Annotated in this window: 22 protein-coding genes; 19 read left to right on the top strand and 3 right to left on the bottom strand. The window is 67.9% G+C overall.

Going from position 1 to position 19,922, the window contains the following annotated elements; genetic code table 11:
* Positions 1–59: 59 nt before the first annotated feature.
* Entirely contained in the window at positions 60–2,414 is a 2,355-nt protein-coding gene (locus ATK36_RS17055) for a transglycosylase domain-containing protein (protein ID WP_098512469.1), read from the top strand.
* A 422-nt stretch (positions 2,415–2,836) separates the two neighbouring features.
* On the opposite strand, the gene ATK36_RS17050 is transcribed toward ATK36_RS17055, so the two are convergent.
* Positions 2,837–3,661, bottom strand: a complete 825-nt coding sequence (locus ATK36_RS17050) for an HARBI1 family protein (protein ID WP_098512468.1) — start codon at positions 3,659–3,661, stop codon at positions 2,837–2,839.
* Between the two features lie 209 nt (positions 3,662–3,870).
* Here ATK36_RS17050 and ATK36_RS31530 point away from each other — a divergent pair, with 209 nt between their 5' ends.
* The 4 genes from ATK36_RS31530 to ATK36_RS17035 are packed head-to-tail and all read left to right on the top strand — an operon-like array spanning position 3,871 to position 6,718.
* A complete protein-coding gene (locus ATK36_RS31530) occupies positions 3,871–4,080 on the top strand; it encodes a PE domain-containing protein (RefSeq protein WP_141544472.1) in 210 nt (69 codons plus the stop codon).
* Between the two features lie 6 nt (positions 4,081–4,086).
* Positions 4,087–4,686: a DUF3558 domain-containing protein gene (locus tag ATK36_RS17045; RefSeq protein WP_098512467.1), complete on the top strand. Its 600-nt coding sequence runs from the start codon at positions 4,087–4,089 to the stop codon at positions 4,684–4,686.
* A complete protein-coding gene (locus ATK36_RS17040) occupies positions 4,687–5,937 on the top strand; it encodes a hypothetical protein (protein ID WP_098512466.1) in 1,251 nt (416 codons plus the stop codon).
* Between the two features lie 34 nt (positions 5,938–5,971).
* Positions 5,972–6,718, top strand: a complete 747-nt coding sequence (locus ATK36_RS17035) for an ESX secretion-associated protein EspG (RefSeq protein WP_098512465.1) — start codon at positions 5,972–5,974, stop codon at positions 6,716–6,718.
* 171 nt (positions 6,719–6,889) lie between these two features.
* Here ATK36_RS17035 and ATK36_RS17030 read toward each other — a convergent pair whose 3' ends face one another.
* Positions 6,890–7,945 (bottom strand): Gfo/Idh/MocA family oxidoreductase, encoded by a 1,056-nt coding sequence (locus ATK36_RS17030; RefSeq protein ID WP_098512464.1) that lies wholly within the window; start codon positions 7,943–7,945, stop codon positions 6,890–6,892.
* Positions 7,946–8,001: 56 nt separating this feature from the next.
* Here ATK36_RS17030 and ATK36_RS17025 point away from each other — a divergent pair, with 56 nt between their 5' ends.
* The 3 genes from ATK36_RS17025 to ATK36_RS17015 are packed head-to-tail and all read left to right on the top strand — an operon-like array spanning position 8,002 to position 11,284.
* A complete protein-coding gene (locus ATK36_RS17025) occupies positions 8,002–9,069 on the top strand; it encodes an ROK family transcriptional regulator (protein WP_098512463.1) in 1,068 nt (355 codons plus the stop codon).
* A gap of 36 nt (positions 9,070–9,105) precedes the next feature.
* Entirely contained in the window at positions 9,106–10,674 is a 1,569-nt protein-coding gene (locus ATK36_RS17020; RefSeq protein ID WP_098512462.1) for a glycosyltransferase family 87 protein, read from the top strand.
* Between the two features lie 58 nt (positions 10,675–10,732).
* Positions 10,733–11,284, top strand: coding sequence for a protein kinase domain-containing protein (locus ATK36_RS17015; RefSeq protein ID WP_245914824.1), 552 nt, complete (start codon positions 10,733–10,735; stop codon positions 11,282–11,284).
* Positions 11,285–11,384: 100 nt separating this feature from the next.
* Here ATK36_RS17015 and ATK36_RS17010 read toward each other — a convergent pair whose 3' ends face one another.
* Positions 11,385–12,152, bottom strand: coding sequence for a deoxyribonuclease IV (locus ATK36_RS17010; RefSeq protein WP_098512461.1), 768 nt, complete (start codon positions 12,150–12,152; stop codon positions 11,385–11,387).
* Between the two features lie 109 nt (positions 12,153–12,261).
* On the opposite strand from ATK36_RS17010, the gene ATK36_RS17005 reads away from it, so the two are divergent.
* From ATK36_RS17005 to ATK36_RS32285, 11 genes are all read left to right on the top strand, one after another.
* Entirely contained in the window at positions 12,262–13,104 is an 843-nt protein-coding gene (locus ATK36_RS17005; protein WP_098512460.1) for a hypothetical protein, read from the top strand.
* 122 nt (positions 13,105–13,226) lie between these two features.
* Positions 13,227–14,078, top strand: a complete 852-nt coding sequence (locus ATK36_RS17000) for a hypothetical protein (RefSeq protein ID WP_245914821.1) — start codon at positions 13,227–13,229, stop codon at positions 14,076–14,078.
* 165 nt (positions 14,079–14,243) lie between these two features.
* Entirely contained in the window at positions 14,244–15,167 is a 924-nt protein-coding gene (locus ATK36_RS16995; protein ID WP_342752025.1) for a calponin homology domain-containing protein, read from the top strand.
* Between the two features lie 124 nt (positions 15,168–15,291).
* On the top strand, positions 15,292–15,615 hold the full coding sequence (rpsF, locus tag ATK36_RS16990; protein ID WP_199730364.1) for a 30S ribosomal protein S6: 324 nt from the start codon (positions 15,292–15,294) through the stop codon (positions 15,613–15,615).
* Positions 15,616–15,633: 18 nt separating this feature from the next.
* Positions 15,634–16,158 (top strand): single-stranded DNA-binding protein, encoded by a 525-nt coding sequence (locus ATK36_RS16985; protein ID WP_098512457.1) that lies wholly within the window; start codon positions 15,634–15,636, stop codon positions 16,156–16,158.
* Positions 16,159–16,191: 33 nt separating this feature from the next.
* On the top strand, positions 16,192–16,440 hold the full coding sequence (rpsR, locus tag ATK36_RS16980; protein WP_003098744.1) for a 30S ribosomal protein S18: 249 nt from the start codon (positions 16,192–16,194) through the stop codon (positions 16,438–16,440).
* Between the two features lie 14 nt (positions 16,441–16,454).
* Positions 16,455–16,916, top strand: a complete 462-nt coding sequence (rplI, locus tag ATK36_RS16975; RefSeq protein WP_098512456.1) for a 50S ribosomal protein L9 — start codon at positions 16,455–16,457, stop codon at positions 16,914–16,916.
* 114 nt (positions 16,917–17,030) lie between these two features.
* Positions 17,031–17,339 (top strand): hypothetical protein, encoded by a 309-nt coding sequence (locus tag ATK36_RS31525; RefSeq protein ID WP_141544471.1) that lies wholly within the window; start codon positions 17,031–17,033, stop codon positions 17,337–17,339.
* Positions 17,340–17,510: 171 nt separating this feature from the next.
* Complete coding sequence (locus tag ATK36_RS16970; RefSeq protein WP_245914819.1) at positions 17,511–17,918, top strand: hypothetical protein; 408 nt, start codon at positions 17,511–17,513, stop codon at positions 17,916–17,918.
* A gap of 7 nt (positions 17,919–17,925) precedes the next feature.
* Positions 17,926–18,528, top strand: a complete 603-nt coding sequence (locus ATK36_RS16965; protein ID WP_170069780.1) for a DUF3558 domain-containing protein — start codon at positions 17,926–17,928, stop codon at positions 18,526–18,528.
* 43 nt (positions 18,529–18,571) lie between these two features.
* Positions 18,572–19,915 carry a hypothetical protein gene (locus tag ATK36_RS32285; RefSeq protein ID WP_170069779.1) on the top strand — a complete coding sequence of 448 codons (1,344 nt, stop codon included), beginning with the start codon at positions 18,572–18,574 and terminating at the stop codon, positions 19,913–19,915.
* Positions 19,916–19,922 lie beyond the last annotated feature (7 nt).

Here is a 19,922-nt window from a genome sequence, read left to right as displayed (position 1 = left end):
GCCGTCCCCGGCCACGGCGTCCGTTTCCGCCGCCCGGGCCGCAGCCGGAACCCGAGCTGATGACGCACCGCATCCACGACGGCCGGGCCGACCAGGAGTTCGCCGAGGCAGGCGGGCTCGAACCCACCCAGGCGCCGCCTGGCAGAGAAGACCTGGACAAGAAGGGCCGCACCCCGGAAGAGCGCAAGAAGCGGAAATGGAAGATCATCCGGCGCTGCGCCTACGCGTTCGTCGGCCTCTTCATCGTGCTCCCGGCGATCGCCTTCGTGATCACCTATTTCCTGGTGGACGTGCCCTCCCCGCAGAGCGTGGCGCAGTCGCAGAACCAGGCGGTCACCTACCTGTACGCCGACGGCAGCCCGATGGGCAAGGACGTCCCGCCCGGCGGCAACCGGCAGATCCTCACCGAGAACCAGATCCCCGAAGTGGTCAAGCGCGCGGTGATCGCCACCGAGGACGCGACCTTCGAGACCAACTCCGGGTTCGATATCACCGGCCTGGTGCGCGCCGCGTTCAGCCAGCTGACCGGCGGCAGCGGCGGCGGGTCCACGATTTCCCAGCAGTACATCAAAAAAGCCACCGACAACGACGCGCCCACGCTCACCCGCAAGTGGACCGAGCTGGCCAAGTCGTTCAAGATGAACCAGACCTACTCCAAAGCGCAGATCATCACCGCGTACCTGAACATCATCTATTTCGGCCGCGGTGCCTACGGCATCGGCGCGGCTTCGCAGGCGTTCTTCCACAAGGACGTCGGGCAGCTGAACTACTCCGAGGCCGCGTTGCTGGCCGGGCTGATCCAGCAGCCGGGCCGGTCGGAGAACCAGAAGGTGGCGCAGGGCCGCTGGAATACCGCGCTGGACCGGATGCTGGAGAACCACTTCATCACACCGGAGCAGCGGCACTCGGCGCAGTTCCCGACGCCGATCCCGCTGTCGGAGTCCAAGGACGATTCGACCGAGCCGTACCGGTTCATCGCCAACCAGGTGAAGGCGGAGCTGGAGCAGCACGGGCTCGGTGAGGACAAGTACTACTCCAGCGGGCTCACCATCCAGACCACCATCGACAAGAAGGCGCAGGAGGTGGCCACCCAGGCGGCCACCGACGCGCTGAAGGGCCAGACGGACGACCGGCTGCTCGACGCGCTGGTCGCGGTGGACCCGAAGACCGGCGGGGTGCTTGCCTACTACGGCGGGCAGGCGATTCTCGACGTGAACGGCCAGAAGCAGGCCGGACGGGACTGGGCGAACACCCCGCAGAACCCGGGTTCCTCGATGAAACCGTTCGATCTCACCGCGTTCCTCAAGATGGGCAAGGGCATCAACTCGACGTTCGACGGCAGTAACAACCGGACGTTCGACGGCCGGGTGGTGCGCAACGCCGGGGACAGCTCCAGCTGCACGGGCCCGTGCACGGTGGCCCACGCGATGCAGATCTCCGCGAACACCGTGTTCTACGACATGGTCCTCAACGTCACCAAGCAGGGCCCGGTCAAGCAGGCCGCACAGGACGCCGGCGTGCGCACCAAGGAGAACGGCGGCCAGTCGGAGATCTCCACAAAGGACAACAACATCTCCCTGGGCGGCGGGGACACCCGGATCACCCCGGCGGACATGGCAGCGGCGTACGCCACGTTCGCCGGGGACGGGGTGCAGCGCGACCGGCACTTCGTGGCCAAGGTGACCAACGCCCAGCACGAGGTCGCCTACCAGGCACCGGACGCCGCGGGCAAGCCGGCGTTCTCCGATGCCAACGCCGACCAGAGCAAGCAGATCGCGGGCAACGTGACCGCCGCGCTGAAGCCGGTGATCAGCTTCTCGAAGCTGAACTGCCCGTCCGGCCACGAATGCGCGGGCAAGACCGGTACCCAGCAGCACACCAAGCGGCCGGGTGAGCCGGCCTCCGCGGCGAACGCGAACGCGCAGACCTGGATGGTCGGCTACACCCCATCCGTCTCGGTCGCCGCGTGGGTCGGCGCCGACGGCGACCAGGCCTTGCACGGCAAGGGAAACTCGCCGATCTTCGGGTCCACCATCGCGGGTCCGCTGTGGGAGAAGTTCATGAAGCAGTACCTCAGCGGCAAGCCGGGGGAGCGGTTCGACCAGGTGTCGCTGATCGGCGGCGGCTCCATCGCATCCGACACGAACCAGGGCGACAACCCGGACCAGGGCAACCCTGCCGACGCGAACACCCCGGGTACCGATCAGACCGGCCAGAACCCCGGGACCGGCACCGACACCGGTCCGGGCACCGGCAACGGGCCCGGGAACCAGCCCGGTGGCGGCCACCAGCAGGATCCGGGCCGACCGGTCGACGGGCAGCCCGAGCCGACGCAGCCCTCACACACACCGAAACCGCCGAAGAACACGCCAACCGGCGATCCCGCCCCGCCCGAGCAACCGAACACCCCCTAGCAGAACGGGGGGTTTCCCTTCACGGAACCGGGTTCGTCCCGGTCGGGCCCCTGTTATCGTCACGCACTGAACCAAGCATGAGCAGAGGTAAGCCGCCTGGACGGAACGGGTGGCTGCGAAGAGGGGGAGATCATGTCGGGCGGGCAGGCAGGCAGGCGGCCTTAGCGGTGTCTATCAGCAGAACGTCGCGCCGCCACCACCACCGGGTTCACCACCGCTGCCGCTGTCGAGCGGTGGCCCGGTCACCACAACCGGGCAGCCACCGGACTACAAAGCACTCGGCACCGCCAGGCCAAATCCGACTTCGCAGCGGCGGCCAACAGCGGCGGATGGGAATTCGATCCCGACGCCATGGACAAGGTAATTCAAAAGCTAGAAGGGTTACTGAGCTTTTCCGGGTAACGGTTGGTCGCTGTGGGTGATCATGTTGTGCGGTCGTGCTCGATGTGGAGGATGACGAGGGCGGCTGCGACGATGGTGCCGATCTTCCATGGACAGAGGCTGATGTTGCGCAGCGCCTTGAACGTGGTCTTCAGCAAGGAGTTTCCGCGTTCGCCGATCGCTCGTTTCCCGTTGTGGGCTTTGTTGTGGGTCTTCTGTTCCTTGGTGAGTTCGCCGCCTTTCGGTTTTTTGAACGCGACGGTGATGGTGTCGGCTTCACCTTCGTAGCCCAGGTCGCCCAGGGCGGGCGTGTTCTCGGCGATCCAGGTGGCCAGGGCGGGCAGGATCTCGGGGTGTTCGCGCAGTGCGGTGGTGTCGTGCTCGCGGCCCGGCCGCACGTCGGAGGTCCACAGGGGCCAGCCGTCGGGGGCGGTGATGACCTGGATGTTGCCGCCATGATTGGAGTGTTTGCCCGACCACCACAGGTCCACCCCGTCGGTGGGTCCGGGGGTGCGGACCCGGTCGGTCTCGATCAGGGTGCCGTCGATGGAAATGTGGCTGTGCCCGGCCATTTTCGCCGCCAGTAACGCTGACTCGAGCGCGGGTGCCTGGGCGGCGAGCACCGTGAACCCCTCCTCGAGATAGGTGTACACGGTGGACTTGCCGATCGCGTTGTCGACGGCGAGCTGCTTGACGCGAGTGCCGTCGAGAAACCAGCGCAGCACCAAGACCGCCTGCTTGAACGTCGTCAGAACCCGGCGATCTTTGCGGGTACCGCGCCGCACCCGTTCGGCGTGCAACAGGCTCGACAGGTACAGCACGGTCTGGTCGCGTACCGGCAAGGTCGCGGTGTATGACACACTCATCAGGCGCGGAACCTCTATGAAGTTGATCTGTGGTAGGACCAAATTCATACCGATGTTCCGCGTCTTTACGTTGCACCACAACAACTTCGGCGTGTCACCACCGCCAGCAACGACCACACCCAGGCCGTCACCCAGCGTCACAGATGCTTACCCGGAAAGCCTCACTGGACGACGACCTGACTGCCGCATAGCAAGAAGCGCAGTTTCTCATGCAGATCAAGCCTCCAGGTGGCGAAAATATCAGCAAAGACTTCGCCAACGCCGCAATTCAGTCTGCAAACCATTACAATGGATTCCTGCAAGGTGCAGTCGATTTCCTCATGTCCTATGTCGAGGTGCTGAAGCAGGTTAAAACTGCATACACAAAGCAGGATGATGCCGCAATCGATGCCCTCCGCGGCAAAGGAAAGGCTGACTGATAGACCATGCGCGCACGATACCTGACGGCGATTATTTGTTCCACTATCGTTGGGGTTTCGATCTCCGGATGCAGCTCTGGAAGCAGCGGTCAAGCGACCCCCGCGCCGTCAAGCTCGCCCGCCGGTGACCCGTTTCTCGCTCCGCGGGTAGCCAGTCCCATAATAGATACAAAGTCGTATGAGAGCGATCCGTGCTCAGCAGTATCCGCGAGTGATGTCGAAAAACTCGGTGGACCACTAAAGAAAACCGGCGTCAACGATACGGAAAACGGAAAGCTCTGCGTGTGGACCTTCACGGACCTGCACGGCAGCGCGAGCGCCGGTATTCCACCGACGCAAAATTCCGGAATCAACGGACTGTACTTGGACCACCAGAAAGGTTACTTGACGAGCTTTCAGCCGCATGCACCGATTGACGGATATCCGGTAGTTTTTTACGCCCGAGGGGGCGAAGCAACGGGTAACTGCAACTTAGCGGTCGGCATTCGTGATGACCTTGCTTATGTTGTAATAATTCTTCTGCGCAGCGGCCCTGCGGAATCCAACCCGTGCGGAATAGCCGAAAAAATTGCCACAACCGCTATTGAGCACATGAAGGGCAAATAGGTGGCTTATTCAGGGTTTGATATCTACCGCTTGCTCCGATCGCCGGGAGATTCGAGTAGTATTGATCATGCAGGCGACAGCTGCGGCAAGCTCAGTACCATTCACAATAACGTAGCCGATAAACTGACCGATGGTCAGGCCGCTCTGAATTCGTTCTGGAAGGGCCAGGCTGCTGACGCCGGCAGTGCGGGCCTGGGGCCGATGGTCACGACTTCGCGTACCGCGGCCCAGAACATGGCGATGATGCAACAGCATCTAAGCCAGCAGTCGGTAGCGTTTAATTATGCGAAAAACAATGTGGTAGAGGTTGCTGCTTCGCGTCCGGATGACCAGAAGCTGACGGACTACATTTCCATCGGCGCGAGTGATGACGAGAAGGCGGCTGCCGAGTTCGACGACAAAACGAAGAAGAACGTTGCGGTCTATCAGGATTACGATCAGAACAGCGCGCCGCGTACGCAGACGATGCCGATGGACTATCCGGCGGCGCATGATCCGTCGGTGTCTGCGGGTGGGTTCACCCCTGATCCGCAGGTGCCGGGGCCGGGCTTGCCGAGTGGTCCGCATGTGTCCGGGTCGGGTGGCCACTCGTCGTCGCACTCGTCCGGTGGGTCGCACAGCTATTCCGGCGGTGGACCCAGCACACATGCCGTACCGCCGGGGGCGGAGCACATTCCGGCGCCACCCCCGCCCAGTAGCTCCCACGGCGCGGTTCCACCGCCTGCGCACGCTCCGAACGACGGTACTCAGACAAGCTCCTCGTGGAGCGGCCCCGCCAGCGGCCAGAATCCGGGCGGCGCGCCCTCATGGCAGAGCGGGCCTGGCAGTTCCAGCGGCCTGGGTGGCGGGAGCGGTTCCGGCCTGGGAGGCGGAGCAGGAGTCGGAAGCGTCGGGCTGTCCGGCGGGTTCGGCGGCGCATCCGGCGGCAGTGCTGGTGGCCGCGGTGCCGGTGGGGGTTTCGGTTCTGGAGGCTCGGGTGCGACCACCGGTCGCGGTCTCGGTGCGGGAGCCGGGACGGGTTCCGGCGCGCTGGGTGAGGGTGCGGGACGGCCGGGTATGGGCACGGCAGGGGCCACCGGCGCCAAAGGGCAGGCCGGAATGGGTGGCATGGGGGCAGGCGGCGCCGGGAAGGGCAAAGGCAGCGAGGACGAGGAGCATCAGCGCAAGATCCTGCTGCCGGAACAGGATCCAGACTCGCTGTTCGGCGGTTACGACGGTGACCGCCCCACACCGCCGGTGATCGGCGCGTAGGACCGGACGCCATGAAAGGGGGAGGGAAGAAACGGTGCTGCACAGACCCGTGGAGCTGAGCACTCAGACGTTCGAGGTGCTGTGGGAACGGCTCAATCTCGGCGATATTCACCCGACGCTCATGCGCGGTGCGATGTGGTATTCGGAGGATGAGCGCCGGAACCTGGCGGCCGGCACAGATCGTGAATTGGCCGATCGTGGGCTCCTGCGAGGCGGGCGCCTCGACGACGACTTTCTCGAAGCGCTGCACGTCCTGCAGCGTCCGGGGGTGGACTATTACTCCTGGGTGAAATCGGGCCAGGGTGAACGCACCGTTCGGGCGGCGGCATTCGGCAAGGCCGGGTTCACGGTCGTAGCAGCGGGTGACATGCTGTACCTCACCCCATGTTCGGCGGACGCGCTGGCACGGGAATTCGCAACGCTGCTCCCGAATGCGCCTGCGGCTCGATTGGCTTCGTTGAACTGCTCGAACACTGACTTGGACATGATCAAGCGTGGCCGGATCCCGGGTGCGACCAGCCCGAGTATCCGCGATGCCAAGCAGGTGCTGCGCTGGCTCAACGCGCCGCACACCTACTCCGGTCGGCTGTATGTCGCGATCCGAGACGGCCGGGGGATGCGCCGTCGCAACGAAAACCCGCCGGGCTGGGCGGACACCGATCAGGGGCGCATTCTGTTCGGAGTAGACGAGTCAGGCCGGGTCAGCTTGTCCGGAGTAGGACCACAGGACATCGCGAACAAGGTGCAGAAGTTGACGCAAGAGCTACACGACGGACGGTGACGGGTTCATTGTCAGCTGAGCAGCGTTTCAACGCGTTGTGGATCGCTGGCGAGGCGCCGACGGTTTCGGTCGAGCGAGCAGTGTGATTCTCGCCGGAACCGTCGGTCACCTGCTTCGCGTTGCCGCGGCACTGGGGAGAAGCGCCGCGACCACGACCGGTCCGGAGGGGCGTCAGCCGAGCGGGACGACCCGGCCCTCGGCGCCCGAGCGGTGCGCGGCCTCGATCACGCGCAGCGCGGCGACCGCGCCCGCCGGGTCGACCGGAAACCGCGTGTCCTCCCGCAGTGCGTCGGCGACCCGGGCGTAGAAGGTCTCGTAGCGGCCGGCCTCGGTCGGCACGATCCCGGTTTCGCCTTGCACACCAAGCAGTCCGGCGTTCGCGGCCGGTTCCACGCCCCAGCCGGGGTCGCCGGGGCGAAGGCCCTCTTTGATCTGCGGCTCCTGCACATCGAGACCGTATTTGGTGAACGTGGCCCGATCGCCGAGCACACGGAAGCGCGGGTTTCGGATACCCGCGAGCGCCGAAGCCCACAGCTGCGAGCGAACGCCGTTCGCGTGGCGCAGCGCGATGAACACGTCGTCGTCCACCGCGACCCCGGCGCGGCGGCGGTCGACCTCGGCGTAGACCTGGGTGACCGGACCGAACAACTGCAGGGCCTGGTCCACGATGTGCGCCCCGAGGTCGTAGAGCAGCCCGCCCGCCTCGGCCGGATCGCCGAGTTCGCGCCAGCTGTCCTTGATCTTGGGTACCCAGCGATCGAACCGGGATTCGAAGCGGAACACCTCGCCGAGCCGGCCGGATTCGAGCACCTTGCGCACAGTCAGGAAATCCGAGTCCCAGCGCCGGTTCTGGAACACAGTGAGCCCCACGCCCGCTTCCTTCGCGGCCGCGACCACCCGCTCACCCTCGGCCGCGGTCGGCGCGAACGGCTTGTCCACGACCACCGGCAGGCCCAGCTCGATCGCCCGCAGCGCGAGCGGCACGTGCGTGCGGTTCGGTGTGCTCACCACGATCAGGTCGAGTTCTCCCGCACGGGCGAACAGCGCGTCGGCGTCCGGGACCACTTCCGCGCCGGGGTACTCCGCACGGGCCTGGGCCGCCCGCTCCGGGTTTCCGGTCGCCAGCACCGCTGGGACCAGTCCCGGGGTCGCGGCCACCAGCGGCGCGTGGAAAACCCGGCCACCGATCCCGTACCCGAGGATGCCGACGCGTGCCTCATCAACCATGGGCACCATTAAACAACACTGTTGCGTAACTGGCCAGGTGCCGGGAAAATCATCGGATGGCGGAGACCGGTGTCAACCTGCGCGGGCTGCGGCGCCACAACCGCGCGCTGCTGCTCGGGCACATCCTGCGCGAAGGCGGGCTCAGCCGGGTCGAGCTGGCCGAGCGGACCGCGCTGACGCAGCAGGCCGTGTCGAAGATCGTGGCGGATCTGCTCCCGCAGCGCCTGCTGGACGTCGAACGGCAGGCCGCGGCGGGCGTCGGCAAACCCCGGTCACTGCTGCGGCTGCGCCCGGAAGCCCGGTGCGCGCTCGGCGCTCAGCTCGATCGGGACGGGTTCCTGGTGCTGCGCACCGGGCTCACCGGAGAGGTGGAAGACCTCACCGAAGGCGCGTTACCGGTCGGGTTCGCCCCGGAACAGGCAGTAAGCGCGATCGCCCGCGCGGTGCGCGCCCTGCTCGCCGACGTCGACCCGGCCCGGGTGCTCGGCCTCGGCGTCGGTGCGGTCGGGCCGCTCGACCACCACGCCGGCCGGGTCCGCGACGCCACCAACATGCCCGGCTGGCACGACGTGCCGCTGCGCGATCTGCTCGCCGAGCGCACCGGCCTGCCGGTCACCGTGGACAAGAACACGAACGCGGCGGCCTTCGCGCACTCGTGGCCACAGGAATCGCCCGCGGCCACCGCCGTGGTGCTCGTGGGCACCGGTATCGGTGTCGGCCTGCTGATCGACGGGCGGGTCTACCGTGGACCGCGCACGAACGCCGGCGAGTTCGGGCACACCACGATCGCCTACGCCGGTCCGCGCTGCGTGTGCGGCAGGCGCGGCTGCGTCGAAGTGCTGCACCAGACCGCGGCCACCCCGCGGGACGCGGCCCGCCTGCTCGGGATCGGCCTCGCCGACCTGGTGCAGGTGCTCGATCTGGAGCGAATCGTCCTGTTCGGACGGACCATCCGGGCGACGCCGGAGGTCTACCGCGAAACGGTCGCCGCACAGTTGCGGGAGCTGCTGCCGGTGCCGTACTGGCAGCGGATCGACGTGACGGTGAGCGATCTGGACGAGGAGGCGGTGGCCCTCGGCGCCGCATTCGAGGTGCTTGCCGGGTTCTACGCCGATCCTCAATGACGGCCATCGCACGCGCGGGCAGATAGCATCCGCGGCGTGCCCGACGAGCCCAACCCCGCCGCCGCCGATCCGGACGCGGCACCGCGCACGCTGACGCCCGCGGAGCGGATCGCGCCCAGCAGACACGATCCGCTGGTGGCCGCGGCGACGAGACCGGTCGGCGGGCCGCTGGGGGAGCACGCCGCGGTGGGCAGGCACTGGTTCTGGTCCCCGCAGCGCGTGGGCCTCGGGCTCGCCCTGCTCGCGCTGGTGGTGTGCTGGTTCGGGAAGGCCTCGTGCATCCAGCAGTACACCGACTCCAGCGGGGCCGGCCAGCTCGACTGGCGGTCGGGGCGGCCGTTCGTGGCAATGTGCTATTCGGACGTCGTGCCGCTCTACAGCGCGGAGAAGCTGGACGATCCGCACACCTTCCCGTACGTCTCGTCGTGGCAGGAGGACTCGCAGACCTCGCCGGACGGCACCCGGTACATGGAGTACCCGGTAGTGACCGGGTTGTTCCAATGGGTGAACGCGAAACTGGCCGCGGGCTGGCTGTCGGTGGCCGGTTCCGGCTGGCTGCCCGGTGCCCTGCCGGTCGCGGTGTACTTCAACATCACCGCGTTCTGGCTCGCGCTGGCGTGGCTGGTCACGGTGTGGGCGACCGGGCGCACGATGAAACGCCGGCCGTGGGACGCGGTACTGGTGGCGATCTCGCCGCTGGTGCTGGTGCACGCGTTCACCAACTTCGACGCGATCGCCACCGCGTGCACCGCGGCCGGGATCCTCGCCTGGTCGCGCAGACGCCCGAAGATCGCCGGGGTGCTGTTCGGGATCGGGGTGGCCGCGAAGCTGTACCCGTTGCTGATGGTGGGCGTGTTGTTCGTGCTGTGCCTACGGGCCGGGAAGCTGCGAGCGTGGCGCCGGACCGCGTTGTTCACGGTGCTCACCTGGCTGGTGGTGAACCTGCCGTTCATCTTCATCGCGACCCGCGGCTGGTGGGAATTCTTCCGCCTCAACACGCTGCGCCCCATGGACCCGGATTCGCTGTACAACGCGATCTCCTACGTCACCGGCTGGGCTGGCTTCGACGGAGTGCTCCAAAAAGGACAGAACCCGGCGGTGCTGAACACCGTGGTGGCCGTGCTGTTCCTGGTCTGCGTCGCGGGCATCGGGTACGTCGCGCTGACCGCGCCCCGCCGTCCACGCCTCGGGCAGCTGGCCTTCCTCGCGGTGGCCGCATTCCTGCTCACGAACAAGGTGTGGAGCCCGCAGTACTCGCTGTGGCTGATCCCGCTGGCGGTGCTGGCGATCCCGCGCTGGCGCCTGCTGCTCGGCTGGATGGCGCTCGACGCGCTGGTCTGGGTCCCGCGGATGTTCTACTACCTCGGCATCGACCACAAAGGACTACCGGAGGGCTGGTTCCTGGGCACGGTGGTGCTGCGCGATCTGGCCGTGGCCGGCCTGTGCGTGCTGGTGGTGCGCGAGATCTACCGCCCGCGCACCGATCTGATCCGGCTCTCCGGCGACGACGATCCGGCGGGCGGCGTGCTGGCCGGGGCCCGTGACCAGCTGCGAATGCGAGGATTCCGGCGCCACGACCTAGGCAGGACCCGTCCGGTTTCGTAGACTCTGCCGGTGACCAGGGGCGCGTAGTGGCCGGCCGGTACCGGCTGGACGCGGTGGCATGGGGGTCGTCTGGCGGGCCCTCGATCTCGAACTCGGCAGGCCGGTCACGCTCAAGCGCTCGCTCGGCGAGGACGGCCCGCTGACCGAGGCGCGCGTGCGGCGGACCGGTGCGTCGTTGGCGGACAGGCACGCCCGCGGCATCGTGCACCGCGACGTCAAGCCGGGCAACGTGCTGGTGGCCTCGGACGACGTCGCCAAGCTGACCGATCTCGGCATCGCGCGCTGGACCGAGGTCACCCGCGCGGCGGCGCCCAGCTCACCGGCACGCTCGGGTACGTCGCACCGGAAGTCGCCGACGGCGGCGAAGCCGGTCCCGCTTCGGACGTCTTCTCCCTCGGCGCCACCTGTACGCCGCGATCGAAGGCCACTCGCCGTGGGGCTCCGAAGAGGACGGTCCGTTCGCGCAGATCCGCCGCGCGGCCGCCGAACGGCGACCGCACGAGACCTGGACCGCCAAACGCGTCGAACACCTCGTTTCCGTGTCCGGCAACGACTTTCCGACGCCGGGGTAGACGGCCTGCGCCCCGAGGAAGTGGGCGAGCCACGCTGACCGTCAACCTGCTGCGGGAGCTGGTGCTGTCGACGACACTGGTGCCGATGGACCTGGAGTGGCTCGAACGGCCCGCCACCGCCGTCCCTGAGGTGAGCGCTCAGCCGAGCTGTTCGCGCAGGTAGGCGATGTCCGCGGCCTGACCGTCGCCCGGGGTCTCCACCACCACCGGGGCGCCCGCCTGGCGGACCACCTCGGCGAGCAGCTCCGGGTCGATGGTGCCCTCGACCACGTTCGCGTGCCGGTCGCGGTTGGAGCCGAACTCGTCGCGGGAGTTGTTGCAGTGCACCAGATCGATCCGGCCGGTGATCGCCTTGACCCGATCCACGGCGGTGGCGAGATCCCAGCCCGCGGCGTAGGCGTGGCAGGTGTCCAGGCAGAAGCCCGCGCCGAACTCGCCGACCTGCTCCCACAACCGGGCGATCACGTCGAGTTCGCGGGTCATCGCATGATCGCCGCCCGCGGTGTTCTCGATCAGGATCGGCACCGCGAAGCCGCCCTTGTCCGCCTCGCGTTCGAAGAGCTTCCGCCAGTTCTCGAGGCCCTTCTCGATCTCGGCACCGGCGCCGACGTGCCCGCCGTGCACGATCAGGCCTTTCGCCCCGATCGCCGCCGCGCCGTCGGCGTGCTGGGTCACGTTCTTGCGGGACGGGATGCGGATCCGGTTGTTCAGCGACGCGACGTTGATCAGGTACGGCGCGTGGATGAACACCTCCACGGGCGATTCCTTGATCGCCTCGCCGTGCGGATGCGGCTTCGGGGCCTTCCAGCCCTGCGGGTCGGAAAGGAAGAACTGGACGACGTCGGCTTCTCGCTCGGCGACGGCGGCGAGCGGATCGTCGTCACGGACATGGGCGCCAATCTGCATGGTCCGAACGCTACCCCCGGGCGATTCGCCGCCTTCGGCCCCAGCCGGTGACGCTCGTGCAGTACCGTGAGCGCGTTCCGTGATCAGGATCGGGCTGTCGGAGGGGCGTATGGGGAAGCACGCTGGGCGGGCGACGTCGCTGGGGATCGCACTCGCGATTCCGGTGCTGTCGGCCGTGCTCGCCTTCCCCGGCACGGCGCAGGCCGGCCCGAGCGCCACGCTCAACGGCACCTGCGACGCCACGCTCCAGAACGGCAAGGGCGGCAACGGACTCTCCCTCGACGCGGGCGCCCCGCTCAACGCCCCCAACCGGTTGACCGTCGGGCTCGACTCGAAAGCCAAGCAGGCGGACGGAAAACGCCCGCTGCTCACCGTGCCGGTCGGCGATCTCGCCCGCGGGCTCGGCGTCGACGATGTCCCGGTGGCCGACCGACTCGTCGCGAATGCCTGCCCGGCGGCGCAGGCCGCGGCGAACGACCTCGGCAACACCACCCAGTCGCTGCTCGGCGCCGCGAAGCGCACCCCGCCGGGCGGGCAGCCGCAGCCGCAGCCGCAACCCCGGCCGCAGCCGGATCCGCCCGGCCCGGGCACGAATCCCGGTCAGCCCGGTCAGCCCGGTCAGCCCGGTGCTGCCGTGCCCGCCCCGGGCGGCAGGCTGAACCCCGTGCCGATCGGCGGTCCGGACGATCTCGCTTCGATTTCCGGCGTCTTCACCGGCGCCGCGATGCTGCCCGCGAACCTGGCGCAGGCACCGATGGTCACCCGGATCGTGCCCGGTCAGCTCCCGTCCGGCTCGGTGCCGCCGACCGTCGATGAGAAGAAGTCCGGCTCCGCGCAGGCGCTACCCGCCGCGAACCTGCCAGAACGGCTGCCGCTGCTGCTCGCCGTGCTCGCGCTGGCCGTCGTGGCCGCCGCGCTGGTGCGGGCCTGGCTGCGTGGCAGCCGCACCTGATCACTCTGCGTATCAATTGAATTCACCCGATTGACTGAACCGCCAAGCCGAGTAGGCGTCACCCGGGTTCGTTACCCTCGTTGTCCCCGGCAGGGAGTCGAACGCGGCGAAGGGGTCGACCCATGCACGATCGGTCAAGGAGAGCGATCACGCTGGGTGCCGCCGCCTTCGCCCTCGCCGGTTCGGTCGCCCTCGCGACCCCCGCCACCGCGTCCGCGGACACCCTGACCGCGCCGTGCGGTGCCACCATCACGGCCAAACCGGGGGACCACGTCAAAGCCACCGCGCCGCTGCTCGGCCTGCCGCTGGACCTCGGCGTCGTCGGCCAGGTCTCCGGTGTACTGACTGGGACCATCAACGCGGTACTCGGCACCGTCTGCAAGGTCACGGTGCAGGTGGTCGACGCCGTCGTCGCGCCCGTCCCGGTGGTCGGTGCGCCGGCCGCGAGCGCGGTCGACGGCGTGGTCTCCGGCACCACGAATGCCGCGCAGCAAGGGCTTTCCGCCGCAGGCACAGCGCTCGGCGGTGCGCCTGCGGCACAGAACCCGGGCCCCAACCCGCGGCAGCCGCCGTCCGCCGGCGCTCCCCAGGGCGGTGCCCCGCAAGGTGGCGCGCCCGCCGGGCAGACCCCGTTTCCCGGCGCCAACAGCCCGTTGCTGCCCGCAGGCGATGGCAGCGGACCACTGTCGTCGCTGATGCCGAGCTTCGGCAGCCTCCCGTTCGGCGCTTCGACGGGATACGCGCCGATGCGGGACTACAGCGCCATCCCGATGGCGATGGCCGGGCTGTTCACGCCGTCGCCCGCACTCCGCTACGGCAGCCAGATCCCGGGCTACTCCCCGCAGTACGGCCTCCCCGAATTCGGAACCCCATCGGGTGGCGACCGGACCGTGCAGAACGCCGGGCAGGCGCAGGCGTTACCGAACCGAACTCCGGGAACAACCACACGAACGGGTTGGACTGGCCCATTCTGATCGCCGTTCTGGCACTCTCCGGAGTCAGTGCCGGGCTGGTCCGCACCTGGGTACTCCGCCGGATGGCCGCTGCGGGTTAGGCCAACTCAGCAGTATCTTCGGCGGTACCGGCTCGTTGTCCCCCTTGCCATGCCCCGTGTCCGAAACCAGCGGAGGATAGTGCCCGTGCGGAAGATCCCCACCTGGCAGAGAACTCGCCGAGCGCTCACTGCCACCGCGCTGGCCGCCCTCGTCACCGGAGGCACCTTCCTCGGTTCGGGCACCGCCTCCGCGGCCACCACGCTGGCCGGCGATTGCCGGGGTTCGGTCAGCGGCAGCATGGGCGACACCGTGGCGCTGCCCGGTTCCTCGATGCAGGAGATCGTCCGGCAGGCGACCCGTGAGCAGGTGACCCTGCTCAACTTCCTCACCGTCTGGCCGGACGGGCTGGCCACCGCGATCGCCGGCAAGGGCAACCTGGCGGTCGGCCAGATCCCCAGCTCCGCGGGCGGGAGTATCGGCGGCGACGCGATCGGCGCGACGGTCGCGAACAACCTCCGCGGCGCGACCGGTCTCGGCGCGACGGCGGCCACCCAGAACCAGGTGCTCAGCGCGATCCGCAGCAAGGTCGCCTCGGCCTGCGGGCTGACCACCGTGGCCACGAACTACCAGGCACCCTCGTCGAGTTCGCCCGCCTCCAGCAGCTCCCCGGCCCGCAGCGACAGCACCACGGCGCCGGACGGCAGGCCGCTGGCCGGCCACCAGCCCGGCGCCACCGGCACCGCACCGCCGCGGGACTACGGGAACATCCCGTCCATCGCTCCCGGCAGCCCGGGTGCCCCCGGCCTGCCCGGTGTCCCACTCGCCCCGGGCGCCCGCTACCCGACCGGCGGCGCGCTGCCCGGCGCGGGCACGGTGACGCAGCCCGCGGCCGGGCAGACCCCGCAGGGGCAGCAGAGCCCGGACGTCCGCAACGCGGGCAACGCGGAGGCGCTGGCCACCCGCGGCGGCAGCACCCAGGTGCAGCTGCCGATGCTGCTCGCGGTGATCCTGCTCGCCGGGGTGACCGCGGCGCTGGTCCGGACCTGGGTGCTGCGCCGGGCGTCCTGACCCGGCCCCGTCCTACCCGGACCCCGCCGGACCGCGGTGCCGGGGCGGCCGGGTACGCTACCCAGGACAAACCCTCCTGCCACGGATCCGCCGTGGCCGCAGAGCCCACAGGAGGTGAGTGGTTGTGTCACGCCATTACGAGGTAATGGTCATCCTGGACCCCACGCTCGACGAGCGTACGGTCGCCCCCACCCTGGACACCTTCCTCAACGTGATCCGCACTTCCGGCGGCAGCGTGGAGAAGGTCGACGTCTGGGGCCGTCGTCGCCTCTCGTACGAGATCAAGAAGCACGCCGAGGGCATTTACGCGCTGCTGGACCTGAACTCCACGGCCGATGCCGTCAAGGAGCTCGACCGGCAGCTCTCGCTGCAGGAAACCGTCCTGCGCACCAAGGTCATGCGCCGTGAGGTCAAGGCCGCGGCCAAGCCCGCGCCCGCCAAGGCCTGATCCGAAAGGACGCCATCCGTGGCTGGAGACACCGTCATCACCGTGGTCGGGAACCTGACGTCCGACCCGGAACTGCGCTTCACCCCCTCCGGTGCGGCGGTCGCGAACTTCACCGTCGCGTCCACCCCGCGCACCCTCGACCGCCAGAGCGGCGAGTGGAAGGACGGCGAGGCACTGTTCCTGCGCTGCAACATCTGGCGGCAGGCGGCCGAGAACGTCGCCGAATCGCTCACGCGGGGTGCCCGCGTGGTGGTGCAGGGCCGGCTGAAGCAGCGGTCGTTCGAGACCAAGGAAGGCGAGAAGCGCACCGTCGTCGAGCTCGAGGTCGACGAGATCGGCCCCTCACTGCGCTACGCGACGGCCAAGGTCAACAAGGTCAGCCGCGGTGGCGGCGGCGGTGACTTCGGCGGCGGAGGCGGCGGTTTCGGTGGTGGCGGCGGCAACCGCGGCAGCGGTGGCGGCGCCCCGGCCGACGACCCGTGGGGCTCGGCCCCGCCCGCGGGCGGTGGCGGCGGCGGTTTCTCCGACGAGCCCCCGTTCTGATCTCAGTTTTTCTAGCATTCCAGGAGTATTGCTGTGGCCAAGCCACCCATTCGTAAGCCCAAGAAGAAGGTCTGCGTGTTCTGCAAGGCCGAGAAGAAGGGCCGTCCGGAACTGATCGACTACAAGGACACCAACCTGCTGCGGAAGTACATCTCCGACCGCGGCAAGATCCGGGCCCGTCGCGTCACCGGCAACTGCAGCCAGCACCAGCGCGACATCGCCATCGCGGTGAAGAACTCGCGCGAGATGGCGCTGCTGCCCTACACGTCCACCGCGCGCTGAGGGAGGCCCGAGTCATGGCGAAGATCATTCTCACCACCGACGTGGCGAACCTCGGCGGCCCCGGCGACATCGTCGAGGTCAAGGACGGCTACGCGCGCAACTACCTGCTGCCGCGCGGTTACGCGATCCCGTCCAGCAAGGGCGCGGAAAAGAACGTGCGCACCATCCAGCGTGCGCAGGAGTCCCGCCGCATCCGCGACCTCGACCACGCCCGCGAGATCAAGGCGACCCTCGAGGGCCTCGGCGCGATCCAGCTGACCGGCAAGGCCGCCGCGGGTTCGAAGAAGCTGTTCGGCTCCGTCACCGCCGCCGAGATCGTCGACGCGATCAAGGCGCAGGGCGGCCCGCTGCTGGACAAGCGCGTCCTCGACCTGCGCGACCACATCAAGACGACCGGCAAGCACACGGTGCACGCCCGTCTGCACCCAGACGTGAAGGTGGACGTGCGCCTGGAGGTCAAGGCCGTCTCGGCCTGAGCCCCCGCACTCCATCACCAAGCCGGCACCTGCCCCCGTTCGCGGGGCAGGTGCCGGCTTTTCGTTCGTCACCTGCGTCATATCGCTGGCACTCGACCTGCTACGAAGAAAAAATTGGTCACGATTTCTCCGCCCACCCCGAACAAGAACGGCCTGGAGGACCTTTACTCGAACAAGGCCGGCTACAAGTACTTCGAGCCGGCCACAAGTGAAGGCTATCCCGGGGTATTCGGCTCACCGCTGGGCGACAGCCGCTCCGAAGGCTTGTGCAACCTTACGGTCGGCGTCACCGGCCCAGCTCAGCATTTCGGCACGACAGGTCGATCGGCCCAGCCGGACGACGTCGCATCAGCCGGACTGGTCAACCGGCCCGGCACCGCTTCGGCCCAGACTCGGACTCCCACCCCTCAGCCAACCTTATAATCACCCGCTTGACCTGCGGTAACCTCCCAGAACGACGGCGCCGCCGGTCGTCACCGAAGTCTGTTGGCAAAGTTCCGAACACGGAGCGGGAACCAACGGGCGTGCGTTACCATCCAAGCTGCCGATTTCGACGTTGAGGCGCGAGCCGTGGTTACAAGGGGGTCCACTGAGATGGCCGATCCGAAACCCGCACCGGACCCACTGAAGGACACCGTGGTCCCCGACGTCCCGCCGATCATGGTCGGCGGCTACGGCAAGGCCGGCGGCTACGAGTTCAGTGCGGACGAGGTCGACGGCGTCATCAAACAGTGGCAGGACCTGCTCGCTGACCTCTCTGACGACCGTCAATACGCCGAAGCCGTGGCCAACGTGCAAGCACCGGCCGATGAGGTCGCCAGCCACACCTTCATCAACAACGGCGCCAACACATCCGGGCAGAGCCTGCTCGACGAGCACTACAAGATGGTCAAGTACACCCAGAACTTCATCACCGCACTCACCGCAGCCAAGAACAAGATCACCGTCGCCGAACAAGAACACCGCGACCAGTTGGATCAGCAGAACAATGGCGGGTACTGAACAAGATATGTCTCAACACATCACCCGATTCGCCGCCGGAACCGTCGCTGTTCTCGGTCTGCTCACCGCATGCAGTAGCAAGACCGGCGGAACCGCCGAGCCGCCTGCTTCCGCCAGTTCCAGCAGCTCATCGGCCACGAACTCCGGCGCCCCGAAGGTACCGTCCCCGCTCCCGACCCAGAAGCTGATCGCCGACCCCTGCACCGCCCTCGGAGACAGCGACGCCGCAAGCCTCGGCTTGAAAACACCCGGAAAACCCAACGGACAATCACTAGCCGGCTGCAACTGGCACTCCACCAGGTTTCCCGGGAACGGCATCACGATATCGCCGCTCACCCCGAACAAGAATGGCCTTGGCGACCTTTACTCGAACAAGGCCACCTACAAATACTTCGAGCCGACCACAATCGCAGGCTATCCCGGGGTATTCGGCTCACCGCTGGCCGACGACCGCTCGAATGGCGTCTGCAGCCTCACTGTCGGCGTCACCGACCAACTCAGCGTTTCAGTCGTCACAGTGGTCACGGCAGGGAAAAACCATAGCGATCCATGCGGCGCACTAAACAAGGTCAGCACGGCAATGGTCAACCATCTCAAGTCAGCGCAGTGATTACCACCTGGCGGCAGCCGGGCCCGGAAGGAAGAAACTCATCATGGGGAATGGGGACAACGGCAGCACGTTGAAAAACGTGGCGACGGGGGCGGTGGTCGGCGGCGCTGTGGGCGGACCGGTCGGTGCCGTTGTCGGTGGTGCGGTCGGCGGGCTGGTCAGCATGTTCAGCGGCGGGCCGTCCGCCGAGAATCTGCAGGCCAACGTGGGCGGCGGATCGATCTCTGCGTACGACATCTACCAGCAGATCAGCAAGGGCAACACCGCATCGCTCGAGAACGGCAAAACTGGGGCTGATCAGCTCAAGGGCAAGCAGACCGATCGAGCCGGCGCCATCGAGGCGCTGAACAACAAATTGACTGGTGCCTGGAAAGGCGACAGTGCGGCCGCGGCGCAGGGCGGTGCCGGCGCGCTCAAGATATGGCATGAGGACTCGGCCAGAAATCTGGGCACGAGCGGGACCTTCATCACCAACCAGCTGGATGCGTTCCACAACGTCAAGGGCAAGGTCCAGAAGCTGCCGGATGACCCGCCCGAGATGAGCCTCATGGACCACGCTCCCTGGAGCGACAAAGACGACGAGATCAACAAGTACAACCAGGACAGCCAGACCAACGTCCAGGCCTACACCGCGTATTACGGCTCCAGTAACCAGAACGCCGGTGGGATGCCGCAGTACAACGTCTGGCAGGGCAACAACATCTCCGACGGCGGAACCACTCCGCACATCGGCACCGGTGGTACCGGCAGCGTCGGCGGAGTCGGGACCGGTGGCGTCGGCAGTGGCGGCAAGTTCGGTGGCGGCGGAAGTTTCACCCCACCCAAGACGAACACGCCGAAACTCGACACCCCCAGCTTCGATCCGTCGAAGACGCGTCCGCCGGCGTTCACCCCGCCCAAGACCGACATCCCGAGGTTCGATCCGTCCAACGACACCACCTCGGCGTCGAGCTACGTGCCGCCGAATCCGGATTCGAGTTCGTTCGGTCCTGGCGGCAGTGGCGGTTTCGGTTCCGGCGGCTTCGGCGGCGCCGGGTTCGGGCCGGGCGGCAGTGGTGGCGGTTCGGGCTCCGGTTCCGGGGCCGGGGGAGTCGGCTCGGCGGCCTTCGGGCCCGGCGCGTTCGGCGCCGGCGGGATGGGGTCGGGCGCGGCGGCCGAAGGCGCGGCCGGCGGCGGTGCGGGCAGCGGCGCGCGTGGTGCCGGCATGGGTGCCGGCGGAGCGGCCGGTCGTTCCGGCGCGTCGGGAATGGGCGGCATGGGTGCCCACGGCGGCGGCAAGAAGGGCGAGGACGACCAGGAACACCAGACGAAGTACCTGCTGGAAGAGGACAACAACGAACTCTTCGGCTCCGACGAGCTCACCGTCCCGCCGGTGATCGGTGAATGAGGCCCGG

The organism is Amycolatopsis sulphurea (assembly GCF_002564045.1).
GTDB classification, from domain to species: Bacteria; Actinomycetota; Actinomycetes; order Mycobacteriales; family Pseudonocardiaceae; genus Amycolatopsis; species Amycolatopsis sulphurea.
The sequence above is the reverse complement of the archived record's forward strand: the minus strand, read 5'-3'. Positions and strand labels throughout refer to the sequence as shown.